Here is a 25,888-nt window from a genome sequence, read left to right as displayed (position 1 = left end):
TCCTTGCTACATTGACATGGAAAGGCCGGGGCTTTCGTACATCACCCCGGCCTGTTCCTGTTCGTTTTCGGTTGTCTGCTCCTGCTGAGGCGATGCCGATTGTGCCGCTTCAGCCAGCTCCTTTTCTTTTTTCTGCCTTAACCGTTCCTTTTGCTGAAGGGCTTGCGCCGGGTCCTTCCAGGCAATACAGCCGTCCAGATGCTCCAGCAGATGAAGCCGGGCGGTTTTGAATTCGTCACCGATAAGCCCCAGCCTAAGGAGCCAGGTTCGGAAGGTATATTTCTCGTTGGTGCTTCGGGTTTTCTGGCGGCTGGCGCACCGCTGGTTGAGAGCCTGCGCGGAGATGGCAAGGCAGAGCTGGATGTATGCCTTGATCTTGCCTGCGTGAGTGGTGGAATTAAAAAGCCGAAACTCGATAGTGCCCTTCTGGAACACACTGTGCAGGTTGAGGCAGTGATACCGGCTGTTGTGGTAATGCTCGCGGTGACCGTCGCCGCCGTTGTACCAGATACGGCTGACCTCGTTCAGGGTTTTCGGCTTTTTACGGTTGATTTCATCCAGAAAGCTCTGCTCCACCTTCTTGCAATACTGCCGCTCCCTTGCCACCTCCACCTGCATGGCCTTGTAGATCAGATCCTCCTTGGAGGCCATAATGTTGGTGATGTTTCGCAGGGTGTTGGCGTTGTGGGGAGAGGCGTCCAGGTGGATGTGGATACCGCAGGACTTATTTGCAATCATTCCGGCCTGCCGAAGCCTGCGAACAATCTCCTGTATGGTTTCGATGTCCTCATAGCGGCAGATAGGACTGACCAGCTCCACGCTGTAGGTGTTATCTGCCGTTACAATCTGACGCCCTTCTTTCTTTTCTGTTTTTATGCTGCCGTCGCTCATGACCTTCCAACGGCAGCTCTGGCTGTCCAGTACGGAATATTCACCGTAATACCCGCCGTCAAAATTGGCAGGCCGTCCGAAATATTCCGATAGCACCTGTGCGGCACGCTGGCGGGACAATCCTGTCATTTCAATCTCAATGCCGAAGCGCTGCTCCTTCATGTCCATGTCATATCACCGCCTCCCATTATCGGCCACCTGCCTTTCCGAAGAGCTTTGCCTTGTGTTCCGGAGCCTGAACCATGAGATTGTATCGTTCATTTCCGCATTTATACAGACAAACGCCACGCTGGGGATAGCGGATCAGGTTGTATTCCGATTCCTCCAGCTGGAGGGTGTCCATATAGAACCGCTTATCGATATTGCCTGCGTTGAACAGAAAAGCGTGGGCCGGTATAGAAAACAGTGGTTTGGTATACTCCCTTATACCGTCGATATTGAAATCCTCAAGGTTCTGACTGGAGAGGATAACAGCCGAATCCTTTTTACGGACACGCTTCATGAAGTTCCTCACATACTCCACGGCCGTCAGATTGGAAAGGAACAGATAGAACTCGTCGATGCTGGCGGCGGTGTTGCCTGCGGTGAGAAGCTCGTTGCTCATGTAGGACAGTACGTTGAACAGCAGGGCGTTTCGCAAGTTATTGCTGGCCTGCAGAAGCCCTTTGACGCCGAAGGTCACGAACTCACTGCTTATGATGTTGGTGTGCCCGTTGAAGAATTTAGACTCCGCGCCCTTGCACAGGGAGTGAAGTCCAAGACAGATTTCCCGCAGTGTTTCTGCTGTATAGAGCTGGCGTTTTCTCTCGTCGAATTCCTTATATTCAGACTCAATCAACTCGTACAGGTCGGACAGGATGGGATAATCATCAGGCTTCAGCCGGTCAAAGTTGCTGTGATCGGTGATGCTCCATTTATCATAGAGCTTGCTCAGCATGATCTCGATAGTGTCAATCTGGCGGCCATCGAAATCCTTGTAGACTCGGAAAAAGTCCTTGAGAAAGCTGATATGCTGACTGAGCTTGCTGGTCTGCCGGAATGCCTGGGGCGCTTCGGTATCCTTCGGATCACCAGCTTCATCCCATGTCTTAGGTTCCAGAACATTGATGATGTACTCTCCGGTCATCAGGTCGATGAAGCAGCCGCCGAGGTTGTTGGTGAGATCCTCAAACTCCATCTCAGGGTCAAGGCAGATGATTTTCATTCCGGATTCCCTGAGATTGCAGAGAATGAGCTTTAACAGATAACTCTTGCCTTGACCGGAGTTACCGAGAATGAGTATGTTGGCGTTGGTCTTATCGTCTGCTCTCCGGTTGAAATCCACGAGAATATTGCTTCCGAATTTATCCCTGCCGAGATAGAAGCCGTTTGGGTCTGTCTTGCCGCTGTAGTTGAAGGGATAGAGATTGGCAACAGCGCTTGCGGGCAGCACCCGTTCAAACTGATCGCCGAACACATTCCAGCCGGAGGGCATAACCGAAATAAAGCCCTGCTGCTGTCTGAGCAGAAGTCTATCCACGTTGAGCTTGCTCCGTACCAGCTCGGTCAGCACCTCGGTCTGCAGCAGCTTCAGCTGGTCGGGGTCATGAGCAGACAGCTCGATGAAGACAGCCGCATGAAGGAGAGGCTCTTTGCTCCGATGCATCTGTGCGACGATGGTCGCTACGTCCTGCAGATTGCTTTCTGCTGTGACAGTCTGCTGCAGATCCTGGGTGCTGCTCCGTTGCATTCGGTTCTTGTTGGCGGCGTTTGAGATGATTTTTCGTTCCTCGACAGGACTTACATGCCGAGTGTAGATGTGCAGGGTCACTCCGTCCTTCTCCCCGAGATGCCGCAGGATTGCCTGTTCATCGGTGGCAGTTGGATACTCGCGCAGCGCCCAAACGGAGCGGTAGGTATTGCCGCAGATGAAGTGGTCGGTGTTGAATTTGATAATGCCGGGTGCGATCATGTCGAGGAATTCCTGAACACGGACATCCTCTCCCTGTGCCTCTTTCACCTTGCTTTGATGTGCCATAGGATTCACTTCCTTTTCTGATATAAGATAAACGCAGCCCGTCCTGTTTGAGGATTTTTACTCGTTCAGAATAGTCCAACGCTCTCCGTCGAAGTCCTCAAACCTTTCAGTGGTGACGTTCTGCTCAAAATAGATTGCCAGCATGCTCTTTATGTCCTCGCGCTCGGCTCGCCTGGCAGAGAAGCCCTGCTCCCGTAAGGTTTTTTCAATACGGTTCAAATAGGGGAGCACCTCAGCTTCTTTTTCACCCTTTAACCGGATAACCACGAGGAATTCTCTGGCCGTTGCCATCTGTACCTGTATCCGGTCAAGGTGGCTTAAGTCTTGCTCCAGAAGCCTGCGGACGGCATGATTGCTCTCATACTCCATGCGTCTTTTCAGGAACTGCTTATTATCCTCGAAGTTTTCACGGCTGTTCAAGCACAGAAATTCCAGCTCCGCCATTCCTTTAAGGACTGTCATCAATGCATAAATCCGTGCCGACACACTTTCCTCAGACAGGACGGAGATATTGGTGGGCTTGATGATGAAATACACCAGCTCGTCGTCCCTGTAGGTCAGAAGGCTGTATTCAGTTGTTCCTTTTGTATTAATGAGCTGGCGGGTATATTGCTTTTGCCTAGTCGTCTTTTTTCCTTTTCTGCTCATTGCTTTCCGTACCCCCATTCATAGGTCTGCTGCTTCGTTATAAAGAAGGCGCAGGCGTATTTAATAAAATCGAGAATGCTGGTATCGTCAAACCGAATGGTAAGGAAGGCATATAGAGCCGTAATGACGATGGGCGGCAGAAGCTTCAGCTGCGCCAGTGCAAACACAGATAGCAAAAGACCGACGCCTATGACGCCGATGTCCCTTAGCTGCCACAGCCACAGCACCGCCTTGGATTTTAGGTTGTCAGGGTAGATGTACATTCGGATTCCTCCATTTCTTCATAAAATTTGCGTAAAAAATATGCTATCCCCTGGAGTACATGTTCCACACAGGAAATCGCTACGCTGTTGCCGAGAGCTTTATATCTTGCGCTGTCCGAGGCTCCAGGGATGTCCGTCCAGTAGTCGGGAAAGCCCTGAAGCCTTTCACATTCCAGAGGGGTCAAGCGCCGGATGAGCTTGCCGACGCGGACGGGATGCAAATTGTTCAGGGAATACCCTCCGTCCGTCTTGGACTGCAGCGTTCCGCTCAGTTCTCCGTTTTCCGTACCGTTGCGGCAGTCCAAGCCTGCAACGTCAAGTTCACAAATAAGATCCGTAGAGTCCTTGTATTGTCTTGCGCTCTGGGTGCTGACTACATCGTTGTGAACATATTCGTCGCTCCGCTGCTGGGAGAATACACAATGGCGGTCAGCAGTGTTCAATGTGTAGCTGATATTCGGCTGGAAGCCCATGCCGTTGCCGCCGTTGTGATCCTGCCGATCTATAATGTTTCCGGCGATGCAGTAGGTTTCCGGATGCGGTGATTCTCCGCATTCATCCTCGGAAATAACCTGCATCTGTGAAATAAGCGGTACGTTGTTTCCGCCTGTTCCATACCTAGCGGACATCGTCGGCACCACCTTATGTGGACCGGTATATCTGGAGTCGATACCGTGATTTTCAAACAAAACCGGCTGATTCTTTCCGCTGGTACCTGCCGCCGATGTAATAGTCGGACACAGGTTTATGCAAATTTCCGCGCCACCTTGCTGGTTGCCCAGCACGAGTGGAGGGTGACCGTCCATCTGAGCGCGAAGAGTACCGGTAATATTGTGACTTACATTCATTATGCTTCCGCCCTGATCATTAAGGCACAGGACTGACGGCACCATGTTGGAGCCGTTTTCCGACGCCTTTAGGGTAGGAGCGCATTCCTCCTGATAGCCTATTCCTGCGGCCTTTTCACCCTGACCGACTGAGAAGGCAGTAGCTATAAAGGTCTGCTGCTTCATGCCGGGCTGGGCTTGAATGGCTCCGGACACATCGTGCAGATCCCGCACCTCGTCCCGCTGGTTGCAGGTAAAGGCAATGGGACCGCTGTCCGCTTCTATACAGACTGAACTCCTGCCTGGATCTCCAGCGCCTGCTTCAGAACAGGAGGCGGCTCCTTGCCGCGCTTCTTCGCCCGGCGCAGAATCCCCAAACAGGCTGTCTTGCTTAAATAATATTTGGGGTGCGGTGTGTCCTCCAAAATCTGCGATAAGATAGATTCTTTTGCGCCTTTGTGGGACGGACCAGTATTGAGCGTCGTATACCCTCCAAGCAAGTGAGAATTGATCTCCCAATATGGCCCCAGCAGGCTTCCATACCCCTCCTGGAGGTCGAGGTACAGATACGGTACAGTCAGCAATTCTGCAGGTTTCCTCAAGCACCGCGCGGAAGTCCTCTCCGTCTGCGGAGGAGAAAGCCCCTGGGACGTTTTCCCAGACCATATATCTGGGTCTAAGTCGAACAGGGTCAGCTGTTCGTTTGGTTCTCGCGTCATGCTCTCTCAGCTCCTTTATGACACGGATCTGCTCCATAAATAGGCCGGAGCGCTCGCCCTGCAGTCCGGCACGTTTTCCAGCAACCGATAGATCCTGACATGGCGAACCCCCGCAGACCACGTTCACGGGGGTAAGTTCAGCTCCTTTTAGCTTTGCAATGTCGCCAACATGAAGCATTTCCGGGAACCGTATTTTCGTAACCTCAATGGGAAACGGCTCGATCTCGCTGGCCCATACAGGGGTGAAGCCCTGCCGGACGCCTGCCAGCGGGAATCCGCCGATCCCGTCAAACAGGCTTCCGAGGGTCAGCGGTATGGTCATATCTGCAACTTCAAGCCGGGGGAAGGCGTTTCCTCCGGCAGTATTTCTCTTTCTCTATCATCGTAAGATAATTGCTTCATGTGACATCCTCCTTGAATTTGTTCTGCTGACAAGCTTCTGACGGAGATGCCAATCCGTTCTGCCTCAATGATTTCACAGCTCATGCCGTGGCTGATGCGCGATCCGCAGATCCACAGTTCGTCGCATGAGGCCAGTACCCGCAGCCCCATCTGAATGCCAATTTCCCGCTGGGCGGGTACATTATCATCCAGAATCTGCGGGTACAACAGGTGAACTGCCACAGGCGCACAGCCATGCTCTGAGGCATAGAGACACGCGGCTCTGGCAAAACGTATATTGTTTTCGACATCTCCGGCATAGGGAGAGCAGATATATACCATCTTCATTTCGCAGCCACCGTCCTTACCACGGTTCTTGTCATGTTGACGGCAGTCTGGGCGGTATAGGCCGCGCTCATGAGGTTGGTCTTGGTACTGGTATCAAGTCCGAAGGCTCCTGCAATTCGTGGAATCTCTCCGGCTGACAGCATCAGCCCAAGCCCCAGCAGGGCATGATCCTTGACCACCATGAGTCCAGCGATGAGGATGGTGGACTGCAGGAAAGCGGTTAGACACAGACCGATAATCTGCTTGCACCAGCTGACAAAACCGTCAAGATAGCCGCGCGGAACAGAAAACATGTACAGTGAACCCACGGCAATCTGGATGAGCAGGATGCCGCCTCTTTTCAGGTTAGCGAAAAACACTTTGATTACCGCATAACCCATAAGAATTAGGACAAAAAGAATCATAATCGGGCTGGTGATGGCTCCGAAGCCGAAAACATCAGTGCTGCCTGCGTTTTCTAGGCTGCCGGCCGCACTCAGCTCGGTGATGATGCTGGACGCGACTGTACCGATATTAGTGTCAAAGCCAGTGATTCCAGCCGTCAGACCGCTCTGCAGGGATATGGATAACTTATATAGCTCCACCGGCACGACTGAGAATAGGCTGACAGCCATGAAGCCCTTGATCGCGTTCATGGCTGCATCCTTGATGCTGCCCCGACCGGATTGGTACTCAATGCCGCATTCAAAGGCCGACACTACCAGTCCTGTGACGTAAAGCGCCCAAGCCAGATAAACAAAAAACAGGATGATGGACTGCACCCAACTCATTTCGAACAGGTCGGCGCCCATATTGCCCATCTCGGCAAAGAAGTTGCCGAGGAAGCCGATAAGCTGACCGTAGAGCCAGTCAACAATCTGCCCCAGCACGGTGTCGGCGACGAAATCCCATATGAACACGGACGGTCACCTCCTTTCGGATAAAAAATAAGGAGCCTGTCATTCCACAAGCTCCCGGAAAACTGTTTAGTTTACATGTCTTGCATTGTCAGACCTCTTTCGCTCTGGCCGGACTGTTCCAATTCCTGCGTAGGTTCACGAAATACGTTAAAGTAATCGTTAAGAGCCCCGGAGATTTTATCGTAGTCAGCTTTTGTCGGCTTGTAGACATACCACTCGATTTTGTCCCCGTACTTCCATATATACGGGGTGATGCCATCCCTGAAGTTTGGGTTGCTGACCATTTTCTTGCCGATCAGGTCGGCGAAGCGCAGGGTGAGGGCATCCACCGGGCCGTCGTTACGGTTTATTACGGTTGCCTTGACTGCCTCGTAATGGTCAGCTATAACCAGCGTGACGAACTCAATTCTGACACGGAGATTGTCGGTGAGCTTACCGAAGAAAGCCCTTCCGACAAACCTTTTATCAGTGATATTAGTGTCATTTCCGAACAGCCTGCGCAGCTCCTGTTCAAAGTAATTCATTCTCTTACCTCCTACTCTCCATTTCTTAACAGTCATGTAGGTGAGACTTTCAGTTTATGACATAAAAAAAGAGAGGAAATTTATTCCTCCCTCGCGTTGAGTATTTATTCATTTGCAAATTTCCAGATGAATTCTCCAGCTGTTTTTTTGTGTCTTTTACAACACTTAGTTATTCCCATTCTCATCTTCATAAAAAACCGCTGTAATGCTTTCCTCTTCAGTTAGTTATTATATACATTGCCATCTCCATCAGCTTTGTCGTATTGACCTCCGCCGACTATAGTAAATCTCATTTTGGCATTGCTAAATGTTGAAGAGCTTCCGTTTATTAAAAAGGAATAATATCCAGTTCCACTACAGTTAGTCGATCCCCAAACTGTATCACCGTACACATGGGGTTGAACAATCGCATATTGAATATTAGGAATATAACCCGAGAGTGGGTCTGTCGAATACTGATGCCCTTGAAGTAATGCCTGGTTGTAAACAGAGTTTATACTAAATGAATTTATGCTGTACATAGTAGTATATAATCCAGTAAATGACCAGCTACACAGTGAAGTAAGAGCCGGAGAGGCGACCAAATTCTTAGAAGTAGTTACCGGGGTAGTCTTGATTTTACCGCCAACTCCTGAAACTAGGTTTTCACCTTTTATTACCTTATACTTAGAATCTTCTAACGATTCAGGTGTCACTATAACCTTCCATTGTCCATTATCATCACTTAACGTGAACGGCACTTGGGATGAATCTCCATTTTTAAACGTCAATTCCGTTATGAATTTGTATGAGGTTGGCGAAAGTACTTCCTGAGTTAAAATTTTGTAGGCCACAAGTTGTTCTGATTGATTGGTAAGTATTTGAGTATAAAATTCAATGGCAGAATCGGGGGTTACCCGAGAATCATTGGAAAGTGCTACTATTTGAGTAATATCACTCTTTTGGGTTGCCTCCAAATATGAAGATAATACACTATTGGCTTCGTTAGTACCACTAGCTAAGGCATTACTTGGTAACAAAGACATTAACAGCATAAAGGTTAACAATACTACACTTACTTTAATTTTCATAAAAATTCCCCCCTACTCTTCTTTTTGTTGCATATCATATTTTTGCTTGTCTTCTCCTTTCCACAGGTTTTATAATCACTTACCTGACCCGTAAGTTTTGTCCAGTAAGTGGTTTATTAAGTGGAATTCTGTATATTACACTATTTGCTCTTTAGGATTTTTTGCCAAAATGAAAGTTGCCATTAGTACTTGAGGAACCAAGCATACAATAACGATGCTTGCTAATGCTTTAGGGACATTCTCAAACCCACCGTAGTTGCCATTCACTGCGTAATTGTATATATAACTATTAATTTGAGTGCCTACCACGAATAGTAGAAGTACAGCTAAGCTCGTCACTGTCGACACTAGGCCAATTTTAACACTTCTAGTAAACAGATATATGACGAGAAAGCTAATAACATTGATTACAACCAAGAGTAGAACAAACCTAATACGAGGGGATAGTTCCGATAAGTAAATAGCTACCATGATAAAACCTTGAGACCAAATAACAGCTTTACTTATTTTCTTTGGAACGAAAATAGCTACAAGTGAAAATACGATCAGAAACGCCCCGATTAGGTAAACTAGTTCTTCAAGTCTTGGAATAACCATTCCAAGCACGATTTGGTCTCCAAAAATAGTACGTAATAGGTCTGTGCCCATATTCTTTGTCCCTAAGATACCTATAAGTAAAAGTATTCCCAAAATAATAGTCGCGATGTCAATAAGCTTAGGTCTATGAGCACGGTCAAGCTGCACCCCGACAACGATAGGATCGCCCATCTCGGCAATTGCCTTGTCTGTTGCCTCTTCTTCATTAAGTCCATCAATTATAAAGGCATTCTTTTGATCGATTATGTGGTTTTCGATTTCCTCTAAAACAGAAGACTGCGCCTTTTTCCATCGTATCTGTTGGCGCACGGCTTCCAAATACTCGGTGATTTTACTCGGTTGCAAAACCAGCACCTCCCAAAACAGCATTTACAGCAGCGGTAAATGCTTCCCAGTCTTCTTTTTTTTCGTTCAAATGCTTGCGACCTTTTTTTGTGATACTGTAGTACTTTCGTACCCTCGCATTATCAACGGTCTCTTCGTAAGAAGTGAGCATATCCTTTTGCTCTAAGGTGTGGAGCAATGGATATAATGTTCCTGCTTTCAACTCAAAAGTATTGTTTGATTTTTTTCTGAGTTCTTCAATCATCTGGTAGCCATACATATTTTTTTCGTCAAGTAGCTTTAAGATAAGTATGGTGGTGCTTCCGGTTAAAAGGCTTTTATCGATTGTCATATTCGTGCCTCCATATATAGATAATCTATACAATAATAATATATAGAACATCTACATATGTCAATACAGAAAATACAGAAATGCTGAAACATTTCCTCTAACAGTAACCCTTTGTCGTCCAGAAGGTTTGTTGTTACCCAACTTATCTCTTTCCGTTTACCGTTTTTGTAGTACTGTAGATAATACCATTGAACTCTTTCAAAATAAAAACCCCCACACACTTTCGTTCTGAAAGTCATGTATGAAGTCAGGCCGTTTCGTGACCATAAAAAAAGAGCATAGACTACATTAGTCCTGCTCCCTGTGTTAAATGCAAATTACTCTTCAATTATTGGATGTCTTTAGCTTAAGTCACTACACCGCCACCATTTTAAACTTGATAACATTGAGCCAAGAAATGATTGGTCAGAGTATCTCTCAATTGTAATACTAAACCCTCGAAATGACCAGACTTCTTATAACTCTTCTTACCAACAATGTCCTCTGAATTACTCTCAGGTACAAAAGTCCTAAAGTCACGTATAATTATTACAGTTCCATCCTACATTCCAAGGATTTGCCAGATGTATAACGGAGCGGTCAGGGTGAACACAAGGCATGCGAAGAGAATCGCAGGAGCAGCCCACTCAAACTGACCCTGCTTCCGATAGTCGAAGTATGCCATACCGAGCTTGGCAAAGAAAAACACCGCCAGTATCAGGTCGATTGCCGGGAATACCACCTTGTTGACCACGGTCTTGATCTGCTCGGAGGCGTCGTTCCAGGTGCTTTGGATTGCTCCGGCAACGTCGCCTGTGGGCGTTGCGGCATAAGCATTCGTACATAGTATGAAGCCCAGCAGCAAGACCACAAGGAGAACAAGCAGGATTCTTTTGAGTTTCATGAGATTACCACCTTTCTGTTTTTGATTTTTCAGCATAAAAAAGACCGCAAAGCGTTTTTTGCTCTGCAGTCCCGTTTCCTTTTTCTGTTAGTATGGCTTGACCGGCGCGATGTGCCAATCATCCCAAAGGCTTCCCCGGATAGTCACCGTGTCGGTAAGGTTAGCGGAAAGCATACCCGCCGGAGTCCAGCAGTCGATGAGCCAGGTGTAAGGCGTATAGCTTCCATCGGGGAACCATACGGGCGTGAAATGCGTCCGGCGCTTATAGGTCGAATATTTGTTAAACTTAAACTCGAATTTTGAACTGTATCCGGCCTGTGTTCGCTCCAGCAGCCGCCAGTAGGTTTCGTACCGGAATTCAGGGAAATATGTCACGGCCGTCTGCGCGTCGGTCACCGCCGAGGATTGATTAGTGTTGACATTTGTGGTAACGGTCTGATTGATGCCGTATCCGCTTTTCATAGTTTTCCCAGATGCTGTGGGGTCTTTGGCGTCGGGAACAATGCTCATTGTGGCGGAAAGACTTGCACTATAGGAAATCCAATCGAACTCCCACCAGCCTTCGTCTGCCCAATAGCCGGTATCTTCACCTGTAGAAATCCATACCCAATTAGAGTGCCACCACGGCCGCCACACACCCCAGGAAGCTGATGTTTTCTGAGCTTTGTTAGGCACGGCGGCTGCAGAGTAGAAATCATTCCGGTCATCAGCTACCGGATTCGGAGGATCATTTCCTGAGAGATCCACAATCTTTGCAATGATGGTTCCCTGGCTTGCAGAGCCGTCGCCTGACACCGACACATGAATCGTCATAAGCTGCGGAGCCGCAGGCGTCCGCCAACGAACCCACACCTGCTGGCTGTCTCCCTCCGGATAATATACTCTGCTTACGGTATAGGGCTGACCGCCGATTGTAAACCTCACTGTTACTGGATGATCCGGATCTGACTGACCTCCGCGAACAGTAACTGATGTGATGACTTCAGTATTAACTCGGTACTCATAATCGGCTGCAGTAACCTCCGGCGGCTCCGGCTCAGCTTCATTAAAGCGCACAATACCAAGACCGAGGGATGAGATGATGTCCGCATCCGACGCGGCGGTGGTTGTAGAACCGCCCCATGCCGGATAACCAAGGTCCGGCGTTTCCAGGAACATCGCTAGCGGCAGATTCTTATGGCAAAGTGCAGCCATCTTGCTCCGCAGGCCGCCGTTCAGTTGACGGTCAAAAAGTGCTGCTTCGGTAGCTGTCATGGCGTACTTGATTCCGCCAAATGTTATATATGCAATGGGTTCAAGTAGAAGCTTGTATTCTCCGCTGATTAGAACGTCATAATTCATACCTGTCACGTCAGAGATATATTGAATTACAAGCTGGTCCGTGAAATAGCTTTTTATTTGATCAATACTGGCTGGTGATCCGCTGGTGCTTATAATTTGTGGCATAGCCTTGGATGGATTAACATAGGAGTATGAATTAGTGTTTGGAGCTAATGACCGGCCATTTGTGTAATCTAGCTTGCTGTTTTTTCCGAAGTGAATCTGTATACTATTCGGATTCCTGTTTGTAAAGTCTATAGGGCTGGTAACTGCGAGTCTGTCATTTGCCCGGACAACCGTGATTCTGACTCCCTCATCACCGGGGTTCCAGTAGTTTACGTCTGTGCCACTCCCTATTCCGCTTCCGCCGTTATCGATGTTGCCTTCACCCTCGGCATGGGCTGTAACTGGCAGAAGCAGAGAAAGCATCAGCAGAAGCACAAGAAAAATAGAAAGTTTTCGCTTCATCTAATACCTCCATGAACAGCAAAAAGCACCGAATACTTGGTGCCTTTACTGTTTATTGTTATTGACTTTAGTCCATAGAGCCGACCTTATTTCCGGTCAATTCATCGCCCGGATCTCCAACCGTTGTTCCCGAACCTCCGCCGCCATTATCGTCGATCCAGCCGAAACCGGGGACATAGATTTTACCGTCTTTCTTATCTCCGGATTTCGGTGTTGAGGATGATGTGCTGCTCTCCGGCTTTTTCGCTCCGTCAACTTTTTCTCCGTCCGGAGTTTTGGACGGGTCGGTCAATACCGCCTTCGGGGGTTGCGAGGACTTGGTAACCTCTGCCTGTATGCTCTGCTCCTTACCCGTGGAGTCGCCGGTATCTGTGGACTGAGCGGAAGCCGCTGTCGAGTCGATGGGCTGGACGCTTACCTCTGGAGCCTTGCTCGGCTCCGCGGGCGGAATGCTGGGGCTGACCGCGTCCGATACCGCGGAAGAGGGTTGGACAGTTAAATCTTTAGGCACCTCCGTTTTAAACTGTGAGGATATCGCTATGACAAAGACGACGCACACCACGCCGAGTCCGACAACAGTGAGGCGTTTTTTTGCTTTGTCTGTCAGTTTCATTTTCAGGATACCTCCTTTGTGTAAAAGGTTGATATGTCTTTTCAATGACACACCATACTACAAAAGCTTTCGGAAGTCTATTGCCAATCCGAAAACGCTAAAATATCGGCGTATATTTTGCCTTTACCCTGAGATTGATCACCATGGGCGGCAGGCTTTTTCCGCCAAAGGATACCGCAACCTCCAGCTTTATGGCTGCATCAGCCTGCAATCCTTTTGAGTTATCGGAACTTGCAGGAGCCAGGGGCATATTATAAAGGTCGACGGAGAGGCCGGACAGCCGGAACTCCATGTCATCCCCGGAATACTTTACATGATAGCCGTTTTCCTTGCGGAGTCCCAGCAGCTGATCCAGCCTACCATATACATCGCCGTAATCCAGACTTTCCTCAAAGTCGGAAGCGCTGGGCTGATAGGCTCCGCTGTAGCCCTCCCGCACACCATGATACACGTTGTCGTAATTGTCGTTGACTGTCGCTATAACGGCAGACTGAACCGCGTCACGAACACCCTGGGCGACAATCATCAGCCGTATGGACTCACTAACGCCGCAAAAGACAAGCACGAGCGCGAGGGTCACTGCAACGACAAGCGGGAAAGACGTGCCTTTTTTGCTTCTAATTATATCACAAATTCTGCCAAAATTCATTTCCAGTACACCTCACTCTTGCCGCTGGCCTCAGCCTTCAGTGTGATGGGAAAGCTTCCGAAGCCTCCGAACAGGCCGATATCCGCCTGCGTGGTGACAGTCACGGTGAATTCCTGGTTCAGCTGGAGCCTTCCGGTTTTCGACCATGAAATATTCGGGGCAAGTCCTGTCTGTTCAGTGAGGACCTGTGCCCGCAGGTTGGTTTCGCTGCCGACGCGCCCGGCAATCTCCGCCTGACGGCAGAGTTCCGAAGCGTAGGTATCCAGCTTGTTTTTTGTTACGAACACCGGAAGCACACTTACTGCCAAGGCGATAACCAGCATCACGCACAGCACCAGCACAGCCACGTCGATATAACCCTCGCCGCATTTACTTCTTAGCAGCTTCAGCACATCCGCACCCCCTGTCCAGGTGAGATATAGGCTTCATCCAGCTCGTAGTCCTGTTCGGCGTCCTGCTTATCGGCAATAGACCAAAGAGCATGAGTTATGTCATCGTCATTCACCATTTCAGAGCCGTTCTCCTCAATCCATTTATCACGTACCACCTTCAGCGGATTCTTGAATCGAAGAAGATATTGCAGATACTCCGTACTGTACCTGTCATCCTTTAGTTCGTTGTAGACCAGCTTTATGGCCGCAATTTCCTCCGCTTGTTCAATAAGCTGAAGTGGCTCCAGCTTTATCCACTCCTGCATAAAGGAGATATAGTTTGCCTCGAGCTTTTCCCAAAGCTCCGCTTTAATATCTTTATGTTCCATATCGCACCTCCTTCTAAAACATCCCGCCAAGGGAGCTTAAAATCTCCATGGCGATGATGACAAGATAGGTCAAGAGAAAGCACATTAGCATGATAAACGAGAATACCCTGATCTTCGGCGGTATCTTCTGCGCTTGTCCTTTCAGCCGTTGCAGTTCCAACGCCTTGAAATCATGGGCCAGCATCTGAAAATATACGGCACTGTCATCGCCTCTCAGGACGCCTATTAGTCCTCTGACCACATCGGAGAGCATGGGTGAATTGAGCCTTGCCTCAAACCGGGTCAGCGCAGCCTCATAGCTGGATGAGCGCATGTCGGCCGTCAGAACATCCAGCTCATGGGCAAACGCGGAACCGGCATTTTTCTTGTAGTTCTCCATCATTGCCAGCACATCACGGCTTGCCTTCAGGGTCTGCTCAATGGTGGAAACAAACCTAGGAAGCTCGCCTTCGATCTGCTCCCGCTTTTCCTTGAGCTGCTCGTCGGCCTTCCTGATTTCCTTAAAGTATGTCAGTACCGCAAGGATGATCAACACCGGCGAGAGCAGAGGGAGAAGAAACAGGCAGGGAATCACACCCAGCAGAATGGCTCCGGCTTTCGTAATGGCATAGGCTGAATAGACCTCCGGCGTCATGCTGAAGCCAGCCGCCTTCAGGATGTTTGCCATCCGGCTGCGCTTGTACTCGTCCATCCGGATATGCCTTGAGAGCTTGACTGCTCCCGACATGAGCCAGGCTTCCACACTTTTGGCGGCCTTTTTGTTCTTCCTTCCTGCATTCAGCATGGCCTTGGCCGTGCCCATTGTTGGCAGATTCAGGGCACTTGCCAAAATGAAATACAGCCCTGCGGCAAGAAGGCTTTCGGTAAAAAACAGTAGTGTCATTTTCTCCGTCACCTCCTGTACTCGATGGGCTTGGTCAGCCTGATGACAAAGCCCGTGGAGACAAAGATCGCCGCAGCGCATACCGCTAGGATGATCTGCCCCACTGCCGTATGCATCAGGGTATGGTACCAGTCCTTGTTGAGAAAATACATAATCGGTACATTACCGACCACCAGCAGGGCCATGATAATGAATTCTTTGCGGGGTTCAAACACCAGATATTCCAGCTCGGCGTTCACAATACGCATGTCTGAGAGTTTGCTGACAATCGGAGTCAGCGTGGTCTTAAGGCTGCGGTCATGCTGGCAGTCTGCGATGGCGTCACACCATTCCTGGAACACCTCATTGTCTATTTTGGGCTTCATGCTGTGGAGCGCCTTGTCCAAATCGGGATCTATGAGCTTTACTTGCGACAGAAACCCGGAGAATACGCTCCGCACAGGAGGATTAAGGTACTGGACGCTTTCCTCCACCGCTGTCAGAATATCCTCGCTTCTCAGGTATGCCGTGGTGATGATAGACAGAGCGGTTTCCAGCTCTGCGGCGATGTTCTTTTTGTAATACGTGGCAGTCAGCCGGATGTACCAAAAGGGAATAAACATCATGCCTACCGCCATTACCGGCACAAGGAACACATTGCCTATCAAAATGGCAAGGCTGGCGCCTGCTGCAAAAAACACCAGCGACGCTGCGCAGATCATAGAGAAGCGTGAGCTTCGTCCGGTGATGGCGAGGATCTGCTGCACCTCTGTTATCTCCCGGCGAAGGAAGGATAGCTTTTTACGTCGGGCGGCTTCGTTGATCTCGGCCTTGATGCTTCTGTTTTTACGAGTCAGAAAGCCGAACAGCCCGTCGGTAAATTCCTTCGGGGAAAGTCCGAGCAAAAGAAAGGCGCCGGTGATAAAACCGGCACAGGCTATTAAAAGGATTGTCATCATCAGGAAGCACCTCCCGCCACGAGTATTTGTTTCAGGGTGTCCTGAGGCATCCCATTTTCCAGAAAACGCTTCTGCAGGCTTGGCGAGATCCCCTGTACTGCGCTGTGGCAGCCATTGATAATGAATTTTCCGTCCTCCACGCGGTTCTCTGTGATCTGAAACTGGAACAGGCTGCGAAAGCTTCGTGTTCCGTCCGGCAGGATCTCGCATTCCATGATCTCCATCAGCCTGCGCTGCTTGTTCTCCAGCTGCTTGGAAAACACCACGATGGAGAATGCTTCTGTCACTAGATCCATAAGCGTGTTATCCGCCATGTCATATTTCCTTTTGCACAGGGTGACCATTCGGCGCCATGTGGCCTCACAGCTGTTGGAGTGGATGGTGGTCAGCACCGTGTGGCCGGTTCTGGCTGACTCTTGGGCGGCATAGGCCTCCGGTCCGCGCATCTCGCCTACGCAGATGATCTCAGGATTAAAGCGCAGAGCCATATCCAGCAGGATGTCCTGATCGATGTTCTGCTTCTCGTTTTCACTCATGCGGGTCAGGGTGTGGATGACGCTGTTGCATACCTTTCCGTCCTTCCGGCGTACCAATGCCAGCTCACGGGAGCCGTTTTCAATGGTGAATATTCTTTTATTGTCCGGTATGGTTGTCAGAAGCCATCCCGCCAGCGTTGTCTTTCCCGAGCTGGTGGCTCCTGCCACACAGACGGAGATGCCGTATCTTAGGCATTCTGCCAGAAAGTCCAGCATCGGTCCGGTAGCGGTACCGCCCCGGATGAAATCCTCTTTTTTCATGGATTGAGGATTTACGATACGAATAGATGCGGATACCCCTACATCCTCATCGACCAGCGGGGTTTTCAGCACAGCAATACGGATGTTTTTAGAGAGGTGACCTAAAATGGCGGGGCTGGCGTTGTCCAGCACCATACCGGATACATGGAGCATACGGCGCACTACGTTAATGGCATGTTCAGGGCTGTCAAAGTGTTCGTCCAGCTTTTTAGTAATCCCGTTGCTGTACTGTACCTCGATATCGTTCCAGGCATTGACGTCAATTTCCTCAATACCAGCGCCGAAAATATACTTTGTCAGGAACGAAAACTCCGCCATCTCGGTGTACAGGGCATCCACCAGCTGCTCTTGGGGCATGCTCGCAACAGCAATGCGGTAATCCTGAACATATTTGGTGATATACCGCTTGATCTGCGCCTTGACTTCCTCCGTGCCTCCATCGGTGATCAGCGCGGCATATTTACTTGAGATATACTCCTGCACCTCATGAAGCACCGGTCCGAATTCCCTGGCCGCCCCATCGGATGAAAAAAATAGGCCTTGATTGCCTGTCATGGAGATGGTCTGCTGTTTTTCTCCTGCGAGCGGCAGGATATTTTCTGCCTGGTTATGATTATTTTTACTCATACGCCGAACACCTCCTTTGCGAGTCTGACGATCTCCTTGCGAAAGCCTCTGCTGTCCTTGAGCGTCAGCTCTCCCAGCAGGTTCCCTGAAAGAGCCAGATTCTCTACCTCGTCCGAATGGGGAAGCTTAAAAGCGACACTTCCCAAGACCTGCTCGATATGTTCTCCAGCCTGATTGGATTTGATGTTGGACGCCACCCTGTACTGCTTGTCGGCATCCCATTTCTGATCCTTCAAGAGCGGCAGCTGTGACGAAAGATAGCTGACGGATTTCAGGTCGCAGTTGACCAGCCGGAGAACAGAATCAGCCTCCAGCAGCGAAACCGCCGACAGGATATCGTGGGCGATGGCACTTCCGCAGTCGATAATGATGTACGGGGCAATATCCCGCAAATGGTCGATCAGTTCGGCCGCAAGCTCCTGAGAGTACGAAGGGTACGTAAACACATTCTCACCTTTGAGCATTCCGATGATGGTCAGGTAATCCAGCTTCTTGTGGGTAACGCAGTTCTGCTTGATAAGCAGATCCGTCACATGGGTAGCGGCGAGAATGCTGCCGAGGGAACGCTCACACTCCAGATCGCTTGGGGGACAGATACAGGGCAGCATAGGTGTGGTCATGTCACACAGCAGTAAGGCCACATTCTTTTTCTGATCCGCCAGATATTTAGCAAGACGCACGCTCACGGTGGTCTTGCCGCTTCCGGGGCTGCCCCATACCGCCAGCACCTTAACGTCCTGCTCCGGTTCATCCGGCACAGACTCCGTCTGTTTGCGGGAGAAGATGCTCCCTTTCATGAAATTGAGCATTTATTTCCCCTCGCTTTCCGGTACAGTATCTGTAGGCTTAGTAACCGTACTCTGCGGAGGTGCCTGCACCGCGCCCGCATTTTGCACCAGTGGCTTCGGATACAGGGCTTCAATCACCTTATCCTGCAGCTCGAGAAACTTGTCGGCGTTCTCCTTGCTTCCGCGGTATACGAGGGACAGATGGAGCTTGCCGTCCGATTCCAGCTCCGCGATGATTTTAGCCTGCTCCGGTGACGCCAGCAGGGTAACGGTGGCTGGGAGCTGTTTTCCATTTCCATCCTTTGAGGATAAGTCGCTTCCGGTATTTTGCTGGTCGGTGTCATTTCCGGAACTGGCAGTCACACCGATGACTTCGACGTAGGTCAGCTCCGGAGGGATCACGGTAGAACCCTGCTTTTTGTAGTCGGGCGCGATAACTGATACAATGTCGCCGGAGATCAGCTTGCCGGACAGACCCTCCGCAAAGTTTTTAATACTGACGGAGATGGCTTCCTTGCCGTCCCTTAATTTATACAGGTAGGCGTTCTTCGAAGCCGGAGTTTCCGACAGCTTGGCCGGGAGGATATAGTCGCCGGGAGACAGATCCGCTGCGGCGTATTTGCCGATGACCGAGTCGGGTTGCTTTATTATGCCATTCGGCAGGTTGTAGCCGCCGACTTTCACTGTCTGAATCATGTCCTTGGTAATGGCGTCGCCGGTCTTAATGTCCTTGATGACACGGATGATCTGAGTCTTTTGCGAGACGCTCTGATTGAACAAAGGCGTGAGCGCAAAACAGATCAGTAAAGAAAGCACAATGCAGATCACTCCAAGCACCGTGCGGTTTTTTAGAAAGCTCATAGGGTGTTCCTCCTTAAGTTAAAAAGTAAGCTGCCAGGCAGCCGAGGGAAAGAAATGGCGCGAGAGGATATGCCTTTTGAGCAGTCCTCCCGCGCAGTTTTTGGATTATGGTATTGCCTGTATGGAATACCAGCAGGGCGGTTAAGCCTATGACCGCTGCGGTTATGCTTTTGCTGAAGCCAAGTACCAGCCCCGCAGCCGCCATAAGCTTGATATCCCCGCCCTCCATACCGCCAAAAAGCAGTGCGGCTATTAAAAAGAACACGGCGGTGAAAATTCCGCCCAGCTTCACCGGTTCAAAGGTGAGCAGTCCGGTCAGAGTGATCCCAAAGCAGATGCTGTCGGGGATGATTTTCTTTCGAATATCAAAGACCGAGGCCGACAAGAGCAGTGCAGCAAATAAGCCGCCCTGTACAAGCGGAGCCAGCTGTACCAAAGCGTCCGGATCAGTTCCCATAGTTGAACATATCGACTATGCGTTGTTTGAGCGTCGGCAGAACAGTTTCGCCGAACAGGGCGTAAAGACCGCCGAGGACGAGGGCGCCGATGACGACTGACATCAGGATTTTGATGGCGGTATCTACGAAGCCTTCTCCGCGCTGGGAGAGGAGAAGGGTCTGAGCCATAACCGCTTTTTCCATGATCTTAGCGTTTACCTTGTTTACGAATTTTTTCATTGTGATTTACCTCCATTTTTTATTGGCAATTTTTTAATTTACATACCGCCCATACGCAAGGAGCCGCTTTGCTCCGGCACTTCTTCCGAAGCGGGCGGATCTGCAGCCGCACTTTGCTCAAGGGGTTTTTGCCCCGGTTTATCTTCCCGCCTTCTTTGCTGCTTCTTATAGGTAAAGGCGGGCGGAATGCCTTCCAGGTTTTTGCACCGCTTGACCCTGTATCTTTCCGTGTCATTTTTGTAAAGGTAATACCAGTCCTCATCAAAGCTGTATACTCCCGCCACACCTGTGGCTAATCCGTCCCTGTAAATAAGCTGATACTTAAAAAGAGGGCTGGGATCGCATACGACTCTGATCAGATCCAGTTCAAGCTCTACTACTTTCGTGTTTACCACCTCCGTATGAGCAGCAAAAAACACCGGTGGTTTAGGCCGGTGTTAAACTGCGGATTAAAAAACAGCCTTTCGGCTGCAGCTGTTGGGGTTACATATTCATCTTCGGTCCTTGGTACAGCTCCTGCTCCTGCGGCTGAAAGGACACCTCCTTAAACCCGAAGCGGTCTACATAGTGAAAGGTGCTGCCGGATGCATCATATAACTCGATAACATCCGACATAGAAAGGCTGTGCCCCTCATAACCGGGTGGGTGGTCGAGATTGAATTGGGTGAAGAGCGCCTCCAGATCGTTGGTCTCCGCCTCGCTGTCGTAGACCACCCTGTAATTGTCCGGGTCAGGCTCTCCGAAATGCTCCAGCAGTTCGTCGTATCCGATGAATTTCATCATGGGATCAACATCGGGCCTGAGCTGCCAGACACGGCAGCTCTTCAGGATTTGCGCATTGCCCTCCGGGTCTGTCCTGCCTTCCGCCAGCCGTGCGAACACGTCGTCTTTCCATTCTACGTCCAAGCCCTGCTTTTCTATAAGATAGAACTTCAGCTCGTCGGTCTGGAACAGCGGATCGACAACGGCTTTGCCCTTTTCAAGATAGCCTGCCGTGTTGCCGTAATAAAGGATGCGGTTGTTTTTAATCTGAATACTGTTCATGAAACCTCCTTTCCCGGCGTTGAGATTGCCGTGTTATTCGAAGTAGAAGGTGACGGAATAGGTGATGTTGCTCTTGTTGTACATGCAGTCATGGTTGGTATAGTAGTAGAACTCCAGCTGACTGTAGATTCCCGGCGGCAGGGTGCGGCTGAAGGTGATGCCGTTGGTCGTCGGCGAGTAGTCCAGCTGATCCCACTGCCCGGTCAAAATGTTGTAGCCGCGCACACGTCCGAAATCCTGACCGCTGTGTCCGGAAACGGGAGGTACCGTGAAGGTATAGCTGGTAATGGTCGCCCCCGCGATACCTTGTTCCAAAATTACGGATTCAGGGCCGGTCAGCGTCATGCCGCCGCCTCTGTTTGGGTCAGCGATGAAAAATACTATGGCTGTCCAAGGCGATTCGGCTCCGGTAGAGTCCACCGCCTTTACGCGAACCACATTCTTGCCGAGAGGGTAAGCGGTGCTGGTCTGCGCCGGGCGGCCTTCCCATACATAGGTGATGGGGTCACCGTCAGGATCGGTGCTGGAGGCGGTGATTGTGATCGGTACGCCGGGCGCGATACTGTTGCCGTCCGGAGTACGGGTGATCACCGGCGTTGTGGGAGCGGAGTTGGTTACGGTGAATGTAATCGCCGTCCAGTCGGAATACATCCCCCAAGCGTCCTTTGCTCTGACATAGACGGTGTTTGTGCCAACAGGATAGTAGCTATCCTCACTGTTGCCGGAGTATTCTAGTGTCACGGCATCACCATCCGGGTCGGTAGCGTAGGCCGAGATGTTCACCAGAAGCCTGCCGCTTTTTGCGGTTCGGGTGACCGAGGCGCTGCCAGTCGGCTTGTTCGGCGCGTTATTGGTGACGGTGATATTCTGAGAATAGCTGAACAGCCTGCCTGCACTGTCGGTCGTACCGGCAGTCAGGGTATAGCTGCCGGTGGCGTTGATAGTGATGCTGCCGTCGCTGTTTGAGAGGCTCCCGCTGTAGCTTGCCGGGGTGCCTCCCTTGGTCAGCGACCATATGAGGCTTCTGCCCTCCAGTCCGGATGTGACCGGCAGGGTTACATTGATGCTAGAACCGATATGCACAGAGGATGGAACGGTGAAGGGGAAGCTGGCAATTGGCTTGATGGTCGCTGTGTTGGACGTGAATGTGAATTTCCTGCCGTTTGTGTCCGTCGCTTCGGCAATCAGCTTTACCGCAATGGTTTTATCCGTGCTGATGGTAAGACTGCCGCCGTTTGCTCCGACTGAGCCTGTCGCGTATTGGGTATAGGGCTTTGCTTCGCCACCATCCACAGAGATGAGCCAGTTGACGCTCGCTCCGTCAAGCTCTGAGCCGGAGGCTGTGACGGCAATTGAGTCGCCACTATAGATAAGCGACGGGACGCCGATGCTCATAGTTGGGATGGGAGATATTGTGAAACTCCGGCTCTTAGTAAAGGTACGGCCGGTTGGGTCCGTCAGCGTGAGAGTCAGTTCATACTGTCCTTTTGATGGGAAGGTAATTGTGCCGCCCGCTTTTGCCAGGTTTCCGGCGGCATAGGCTGAATATGGCTTTATCTCACCGCTGCCCTGACAGATCGTCCAGTCCGCTGTGAGGTTCTCCAAGTCCGTTCCGATGACGCCGACCGTTCCGGCTTCGCCAGCGTACCATGGCTCCGGAATATTGAGCGAAACGGACGGAATGGGATAAACTGTGAAACTGCGGCTTTCGGTGAAAGCACGGCCGTTGGTATCCGTCATCGTTAGGATCAGCTGGTACTGTCCTTTCGACGGGAAGGTGATTGAGCCGCCATCCTTGGCCAGAGCACCGAAAGTATAATCAGAGTAAGGCTTCTCATCGTCATCTCCTTGCCTGACTGTCCAGTCCGCTGTAAGGTTCTCCAGATCCGTACCGCTGACGCCGACCGTTCCGGCTTCCCCTGCATGCCAAGTCTGCGGGAGGCTCAGTGACATTGATGGGATAGGAAAAACCGTTAGGTTTCTGCTTTGAACAAAGGTGCGGCCGGTGGGGTCCGTCATGGTAAGAGTCAGCTCATACTGTCCCTTTGTCGGGAAGGTCAGTCTGCCGCCCTCTTTTGTGAGCGTACCGCTTGCGTAATTGGAATACGGTTCGGCACCGCCGTCATCTTTCACGACTGTCCAGTCAGCGGTAAGGTTCGCCAAATCTGTACTGCTGACGCTGACTGTTCCGGCTTCACCGGCATACCAGTCCTGCGGCGCGCTTAGTGAAATAGACGGGATCGGATAGACCGAAGTGGACGCACTGTAGGAGAACACTCTGCCCAGCGCATCTGTCATGGAGGCGGTGAGGGTATAACCTCCGACCTGCGTAAAGCGTATTTTCCCGCCGTAGGCGTTCAGGCTTCCCTCCATGACATCCGAAGGCTCAACCTGCTCGCCGTCCTTGGTGATTGTCCATTCCACCGGCAGCACGTTATTGTTGCCGCGTGTTCTCAGGTCGATGGTGCGATCAATATGAGTCGCTTCGGGAAGCTCAAAGGAAATGCTTAACACCGGCAGGACTTCGATCCTGCCGCCGTTCTCGAATAAAAATACCCGGCCGGTTTCATCGGTAATACGCGCGATCAGTTCATAGGTCCCGGCGTGCTTGAAGCGGATGGAGCCGCCGCTGTTATCCAGCGTCCCGTCGACATACGTCCCAAAATCCTGGAATCCGAGGCCGTTCTCCAGCAGCCACTCAACCTTCAGGCTGCCCAGCTCGGAGGTTTTCGTAACCACGCTGACGATGGTATCGGTGTGGGCGGTTTCCGGCAAGGTATACGAGATACTGGGGACAGGGTACGCCTTGACCGGCGCGGTATAGCTGTAGGTTCTGCCGGCCGGATCGGCGAAGGCTGCTTTCAGGACATACTCGCCCTTGTCTATGAAGCGGATGAAGCCGCCGTCGTTGGTCAGCTCGCCCTGAACCGCGTCGGCAAGGTCAACAGCTTCTCCGTCCTTGGTCAGCGACCACTCGATTGCGGCATTGCCGAGGTTCTCAAAGCGTGTTTCCACATGGACCGTTTCGTCGGTGTGGGTGATCTCCGGCGCATAAAAGCCGATGGAGCCTACAGGATAAACGGTGACCGTATCAGAAGCTTCGAAGGTTCTGCCGGTTTCATCGGTGAGTGTCCCAGTGAGCATATATATGCCCTTGTCCTTGAAGTAGACCGTGCCGCCGTCGTTGGTCAGTACGCCGCCAACCGTATCCGCAAGGGCAGCCGCTTCGCCGTTTTTGGTAAGACTCCAATTGACTGTCAGTCCGTCAGCCTCCGTAAGCACAGTTGATACGCCGAAGGCTGTATCCGTATGGGAGGCAGACGGGAGGTCAAAGGAAACTCTGGCAACCGGATAGACCTTGGTGCTTTCGCTGTGGGTGAATACGCGGCCGGTATTGTCTGTTATGGACGCTGTGAGTGTATATTCACCCTTATTCCTGAACACAAAGGTACCGCCTTCATTTCCGAGCGTTCCCTCCATAATGTCGGTCGTCTGGACGGTTTCTCCGTCCTTCGTTGCCGTCCACACAATGTCGTGGCCGTATAGCTTTTCCAACGGAAATGTAAGCGTGATTGATTTGTCCGTATGGGTGGTTTCCGGCAGGTCAAAGCTCTGGTCGATAACCGGATACACCGTGATTTGCTTGGACAGCACGGTTTCTTTTCCTCTTGCGTTTTTCGCTGTGGCGGTCAGAGTATATTGTCCGTCCTCCTTGAACTTAATCGTGCCTCCCTCCAGGTCAAGGGTTCCGCTGACTGCGTCCGCCAGCTCTACGGGCTTCTGAGAACCGTCCACAGTAGTTTTGGTTAGCGTCCAAGTGTAGCTTTTCATATACTTCCAGACCGGCATCACCTTAATTTCGCTGTCGGTGTGAGCGGTTTCGGGAAGCTCAAACCTTACCTTTGCAGGCGGATAATATGAGCTTCCTCCGGAGCCGCTGCCCGGATTACTCGGCGTAGGCGTAGGAGAAGGCTTATTCTCGTCCGGATTTGCCGGGGTGGGCGTCGGCTGCGGTGTGGTTCCGGGAGTCGGACTCGGTATCGTTGTGTCCGGAGTCTGTGACGGTGCAGTTGGCGTTGGTTCAGTCGGCTTCGGTGTTACCTGATCGGTCATATCCTCTGCGCCGCCCTTAGTCACTGGATCGTTAGGGTGGATTTTTTTATCATCCGTATCTCCAATGATTCCGTCCTCGCGGCCGATGATGACATATCCCTTGTCCACATCCTTAATGTCCGACTGGTCATCATAACCGCTGTTTCCCTGAGTGTTTTTTGCTTCCTCATTCTGTCCCTTTGCTCTCACCAACATCCTGATGATTTCTGCGCGTGTGATGGGATCGTCGGGATGAAAGCCGTCGGGGTAATCGGCGGGGTCAATAATTCCGGCGTCGACCAGCGCCTCAATGTACTTCTCTGACCAGTGACCGTTGATGTCAGGGAAGCTGGGCGGATCTTTTTCGGCGTTTGATGTATCAAGTGAAAGATCTCGCGCCAGTATCGCGGCGTACTCACCGCGTGTGATAATATCGTCCTGCCCGACAAAGCGCTCCGGATGCAGGCGGTATGCCGTATAGATGCCGCCGCTTATGAGAAGAAGCAGAGCAAGGGCAATAATGACGATGCGCTTTCCTTTCTGTTTCATAGGTTATCAGTCCTTTCTTTAAATTTTGAAAATGAAAAACCGGAATCATCAATCTGACTCCGGCTCTCGATTCCATATT

Annotated in this window: 27 protein-coding genes; all 27 read right to left on the bottom strand. The window is 50.8% G+C overall.

Going from position 1 to position 25,888, the window contains the following annotated elements:
- Positions 1-6: 6 nt before the first annotated feature.
- Positions 7-1,059 carry an amidoligase family protein gene (locus B5771_RS13105; protein WP_088187919.1) on the bottom strand — a complete coding sequence of 351 codons (1,053 nt, stop codon included), beginning with the start codon at positions 1,057-1,059 and terminating at the stop codon, positions 7-9.
- A gap of 19 nt (positions 1,060-1,078) precedes the next feature.
- Positions 1,079-2,908: a DUF87 domain-containing protein gene (locus B5771_RS13100; protein ID WP_088187918.1), complete on the bottom strand. Its 1,830-nt coding sequence runs from the start codon at positions 2,906-2,908 to the stop codon at positions 1,079-1,081.
- 57 nt (positions 2,909-2,965) lie between these two features.
- A complete protein-coding gene (locus B5771_RS13095; RefSeq protein WP_088187917.1) occupies positions 2,966-3,556 on the bottom strand; it encodes a hypothetical protein in 591 nt (196 codons plus the stop codon).
- Positions 3,553-3,819, bottom strand: a complete 267-nt coding sequence (locus tag B5771_RS13090) for a hypothetical protein (RefSeq protein WP_088187916.1) — start codon at positions 3,817-3,819, stop codon at positions 3,553-3,555. The genes B5771_RS13095 and B5771_RS13090 overlap by 4 nt, the downstream gene beginning before the upstream one ends.
- Complete coding sequence (locus B5771_RS13085) at positions 3,795-5,687, bottom strand: DNA cytosine methyltransferase (protein WP_088187915.1); 1,893 nt, start codon at positions 5,685-5,687, stop codon at positions 3,795-3,797. The genes B5771_RS13090 and B5771_RS13085 overlap by 25 nt, the downstream gene beginning before the upstream one ends.
- Entirely contained in the window at positions 5,684-6,094 is a 411-nt protein-coding gene (locus B5771_RS13080) for a DUF4406 domain-containing protein (RefSeq protein ID WP_088187914.1), read from the bottom strand. Before B5771_RS13080 ends, B5771_RS13085 begins: the two co-directional genes overlap by 4 nt.
- Positions 6,091-6,993 carry a conjugal transfer protein TrbL family protein gene (locus B5771_RS13075; protein WP_088187913.1) on the bottom strand — a complete coding sequence of 301 codons (903 nt, stop codon included), beginning with the start codon at positions 6,991-6,993 and terminating at the stop codon, positions 6,091-6,093. The genes B5771_RS13080 and B5771_RS13075 overlap by 4 nt, the downstream gene beginning before the upstream one ends.
- A 71-nt stretch (positions 6,994-7,064) precedes the next feature.
- The gene (locus B5771_RS13070; RefSeq protein ID WP_088187912.1) at positions 7,065-7,517 is read right to left on the bottom strand and encodes a hypothetical protein; all 453 of its coding nucleotides are present in this window, start codon (positions 7,515-7,517) and stop codon (positions 7,065-7,067) included.
- Between the two features lie 221 nt (positions 7,518-7,738).
- Positions 7,739-8,587: a hypothetical protein gene (locus B5771_RS13065; RefSeq protein ID WP_088187911.1), complete on the bottom strand. Its 849-nt coding sequence runs from the start codon at positions 8,585-8,587 to the stop codon at positions 7,739-7,741.
- A 135-nt stretch (positions 8,588-8,722) separates the two neighbouring features.
- Entirely contained in the window at positions 8,723-9,538 is an 816-nt protein-coding gene (locus B5771_RS13060) for a permease prefix domain 1-containing protein (RefSeq protein ID WP_242966831.1), read from the bottom strand.
- Complete coding sequence (locus B5771_RS13055; RefSeq protein WP_088187909.1) at positions 9,516-9,860, bottom strand: helix-turn-helix transcriptional regulator; 345 nt, start codon at positions 9,858-9,860, stop codon at positions 9,516-9,518. Before B5771_RS13055 ends, B5771_RS13060 begins: the two co-directional genes overlap by 23 nt.
- A 541-nt stretch (positions 9,861-10,401) precedes the next feature.
- Entirely contained in the window at positions 10,402-10,743 is a 342-nt protein-coding gene (locus B5771_RS13050; protein WP_088187908.1) for a DUF3852 domain-containing protein, read from the bottom strand.
- 87 nt (positions 10,744-10,830) lie between these two features.
- Positions 10,831-12,531, bottom strand: coding sequence for a hypothetical protein (locus tag B5771_RS13045; protein WP_088187907.1), 1,701 nt, complete (start codon positions 12,529-12,531; stop codon positions 10,831-10,833).
- A 67-nt stretch (positions 12,532-12,598) separates the two neighbouring features.
- Positions 12,599-13,144 carry a DUF6550 family protein gene (locus B5771_RS13040; protein ID WP_088187906.1) on the bottom strand — a complete coding sequence of 182 codons (546 nt, stop codon included), beginning with the start codon at positions 13,142-13,144 and terminating at the stop codon, positions 12,599-12,601.
- 97 nt (positions 13,145-13,241) lie between these two features.
- On the bottom strand, positions 13,242-13,793 hold the full coding sequence (locus B5771_RS13035; RefSeq protein ID WP_088187905.1) for a hypothetical protein: 552 nt from the start codon (positions 13,791-13,793) through the stop codon (positions 13,242-13,244).
- Positions 13,790-14,185: a DUF4320 family protein gene (locus B5771_RS13030; protein WP_088187904.1), complete on the bottom strand. Its 396-nt coding sequence runs from the start codon at positions 14,183-14,185 to the stop codon at positions 13,790-13,792. The genes B5771_RS13035 and B5771_RS13030 overlap by 4 nt, the downstream gene beginning before the upstream one ends.
- Complete coding sequence (locus B5771_RS13025; protein ID WP_088187903.1) at positions 14,179-14,553, bottom strand: DUF3848 domain-containing protein; 375 nt, start codon at positions 14,551-14,553, stop codon at positions 14,179-14,181. The genes B5771_RS13030 and B5771_RS13025 overlap by 7 nt, the downstream gene beginning before the upstream one ends.
- A gap of 13 nt (positions 14,554-14,566) precedes the next feature.
- The gene (locus B5771_RS13020) at positions 14,567-15,436 is read right to left on the bottom strand and encodes a secretion protein F (RefSeq protein WP_088187902.1); all 870 of its coding nucleotides are present in this window, start codon (positions 15,434-15,436) and stop codon (positions 14,567-14,569) included.
- Between the two features lie 8 nt (positions 15,437-15,444).
- Complete coding sequence (locus B5771_RS13015; RefSeq protein ID WP_088187901.1) at positions 15,445-16,374, bottom strand: hypothetical protein; 930 nt, start codon at positions 16,372-16,374, stop codon at positions 15,445-15,447.
- Positions 16,374-17,798 carry a CpaF/VirB11 family protein gene (locus B5771_RS13010; protein ID WP_088187900.1) on the bottom strand — a complete coding sequence of 475 codons (1,425 nt, stop codon included), beginning with the start codon at positions 17,796-17,798 and terminating at the stop codon, positions 16,374-16,376. The genes B5771_RS13015 and B5771_RS13010 overlap by 1 nt, the downstream gene beginning before the upstream one ends.
- Positions 17,795-18,607 (bottom strand): AAA family ATPase, encoded by an 813-nt coding sequence (locus B5771_RS13005; RefSeq protein ID WP_088187899.1) that lies wholly within the window; start codon positions 18,605-18,607, stop codon positions 17,795-17,797. Before B5771_RS13005 ends, B5771_RS13010 begins: the two co-directional genes overlap by 4 nt.
- Positions 18,608-19,447, bottom strand: coding sequence for a Flp pilus assembly protein CpaB (gene cpaB, locus B5771_RS13000; RefSeq protein WP_088187898.1), 840 nt, complete (start codon positions 19,445-19,447; stop codon positions 18,608-18,610). It lies immediately after the preceding gene.
- A gap of 13 nt (positions 19,448-19,460) precedes the next feature.
- Entirely contained in the window at positions 19,461-19,904 is a 444-nt protein-coding gene (locus B5771_RS12995) for an A24 family peptidase (protein ID WP_088187897.1), read from the bottom strand.
- Positions 19,894-20,124: a DUF6133 family protein gene (locus B5771_RS12990; protein ID WP_088187896.1), complete on the bottom strand. Its 231-nt coding sequence runs from the start codon at positions 20,122-20,124 to the stop codon at positions 19,894-19,896. Before B5771_RS12990 ends, B5771_RS12995 begins: the two co-directional genes overlap by 11 nt.
- A gap of 38 nt (positions 20,125-20,162) precedes the next feature.
- Positions 20,163-20,543 carry a hypothetical protein gene (locus B5771_RS12985; RefSeq protein ID WP_088187895.1) on the bottom strand — a complete coding sequence of 127 codons (381 nt, stop codon included), beginning with the start codon at positions 20,541-20,543 and terminating at the stop codon, positions 20,163-20,165.
- Positions 20,544-20,607: 64 nt separating this feature from the next.
- On the bottom strand, positions 20,608-21,168 hold the full coding sequence (locus B5771_RS12980) for a YodL domain-containing protein (protein WP_088187894.1): 561 nt from the start codon (positions 21,166-21,168) through the stop codon (positions 20,608-20,610).
- 33 nt (positions 21,169-21,201) lie between these two features.
- Positions 21,202-25,809 carry an S-layer homology domain-containing protein gene (locus B5771_RS12975; RefSeq protein ID WP_088187893.1) on the bottom strand — a complete coding sequence of 1,536 codons (4,608 nt, stop codon included), beginning with the start codon at positions 25,807-25,809 and terminating at the stop codon, positions 21,202-21,204.
- Positions 25,810-25,888: the final 79 nt, after the last annotated feature.

The organism is Desulfosporosinus sp. FKA (assembly GCF_002196785.1).
GTDB lineage: Bacteria > Bacillota > Desulfitobacteriia > Desulfitobacteriales > Desulfitobacteriaceae > Desulfosporosinus > Desulfosporosinus acididurans.
Note: the sequence above shows the minus strand (reverse complement) of the source record. Positions and strands in the feature narration are given on the sequence as shown.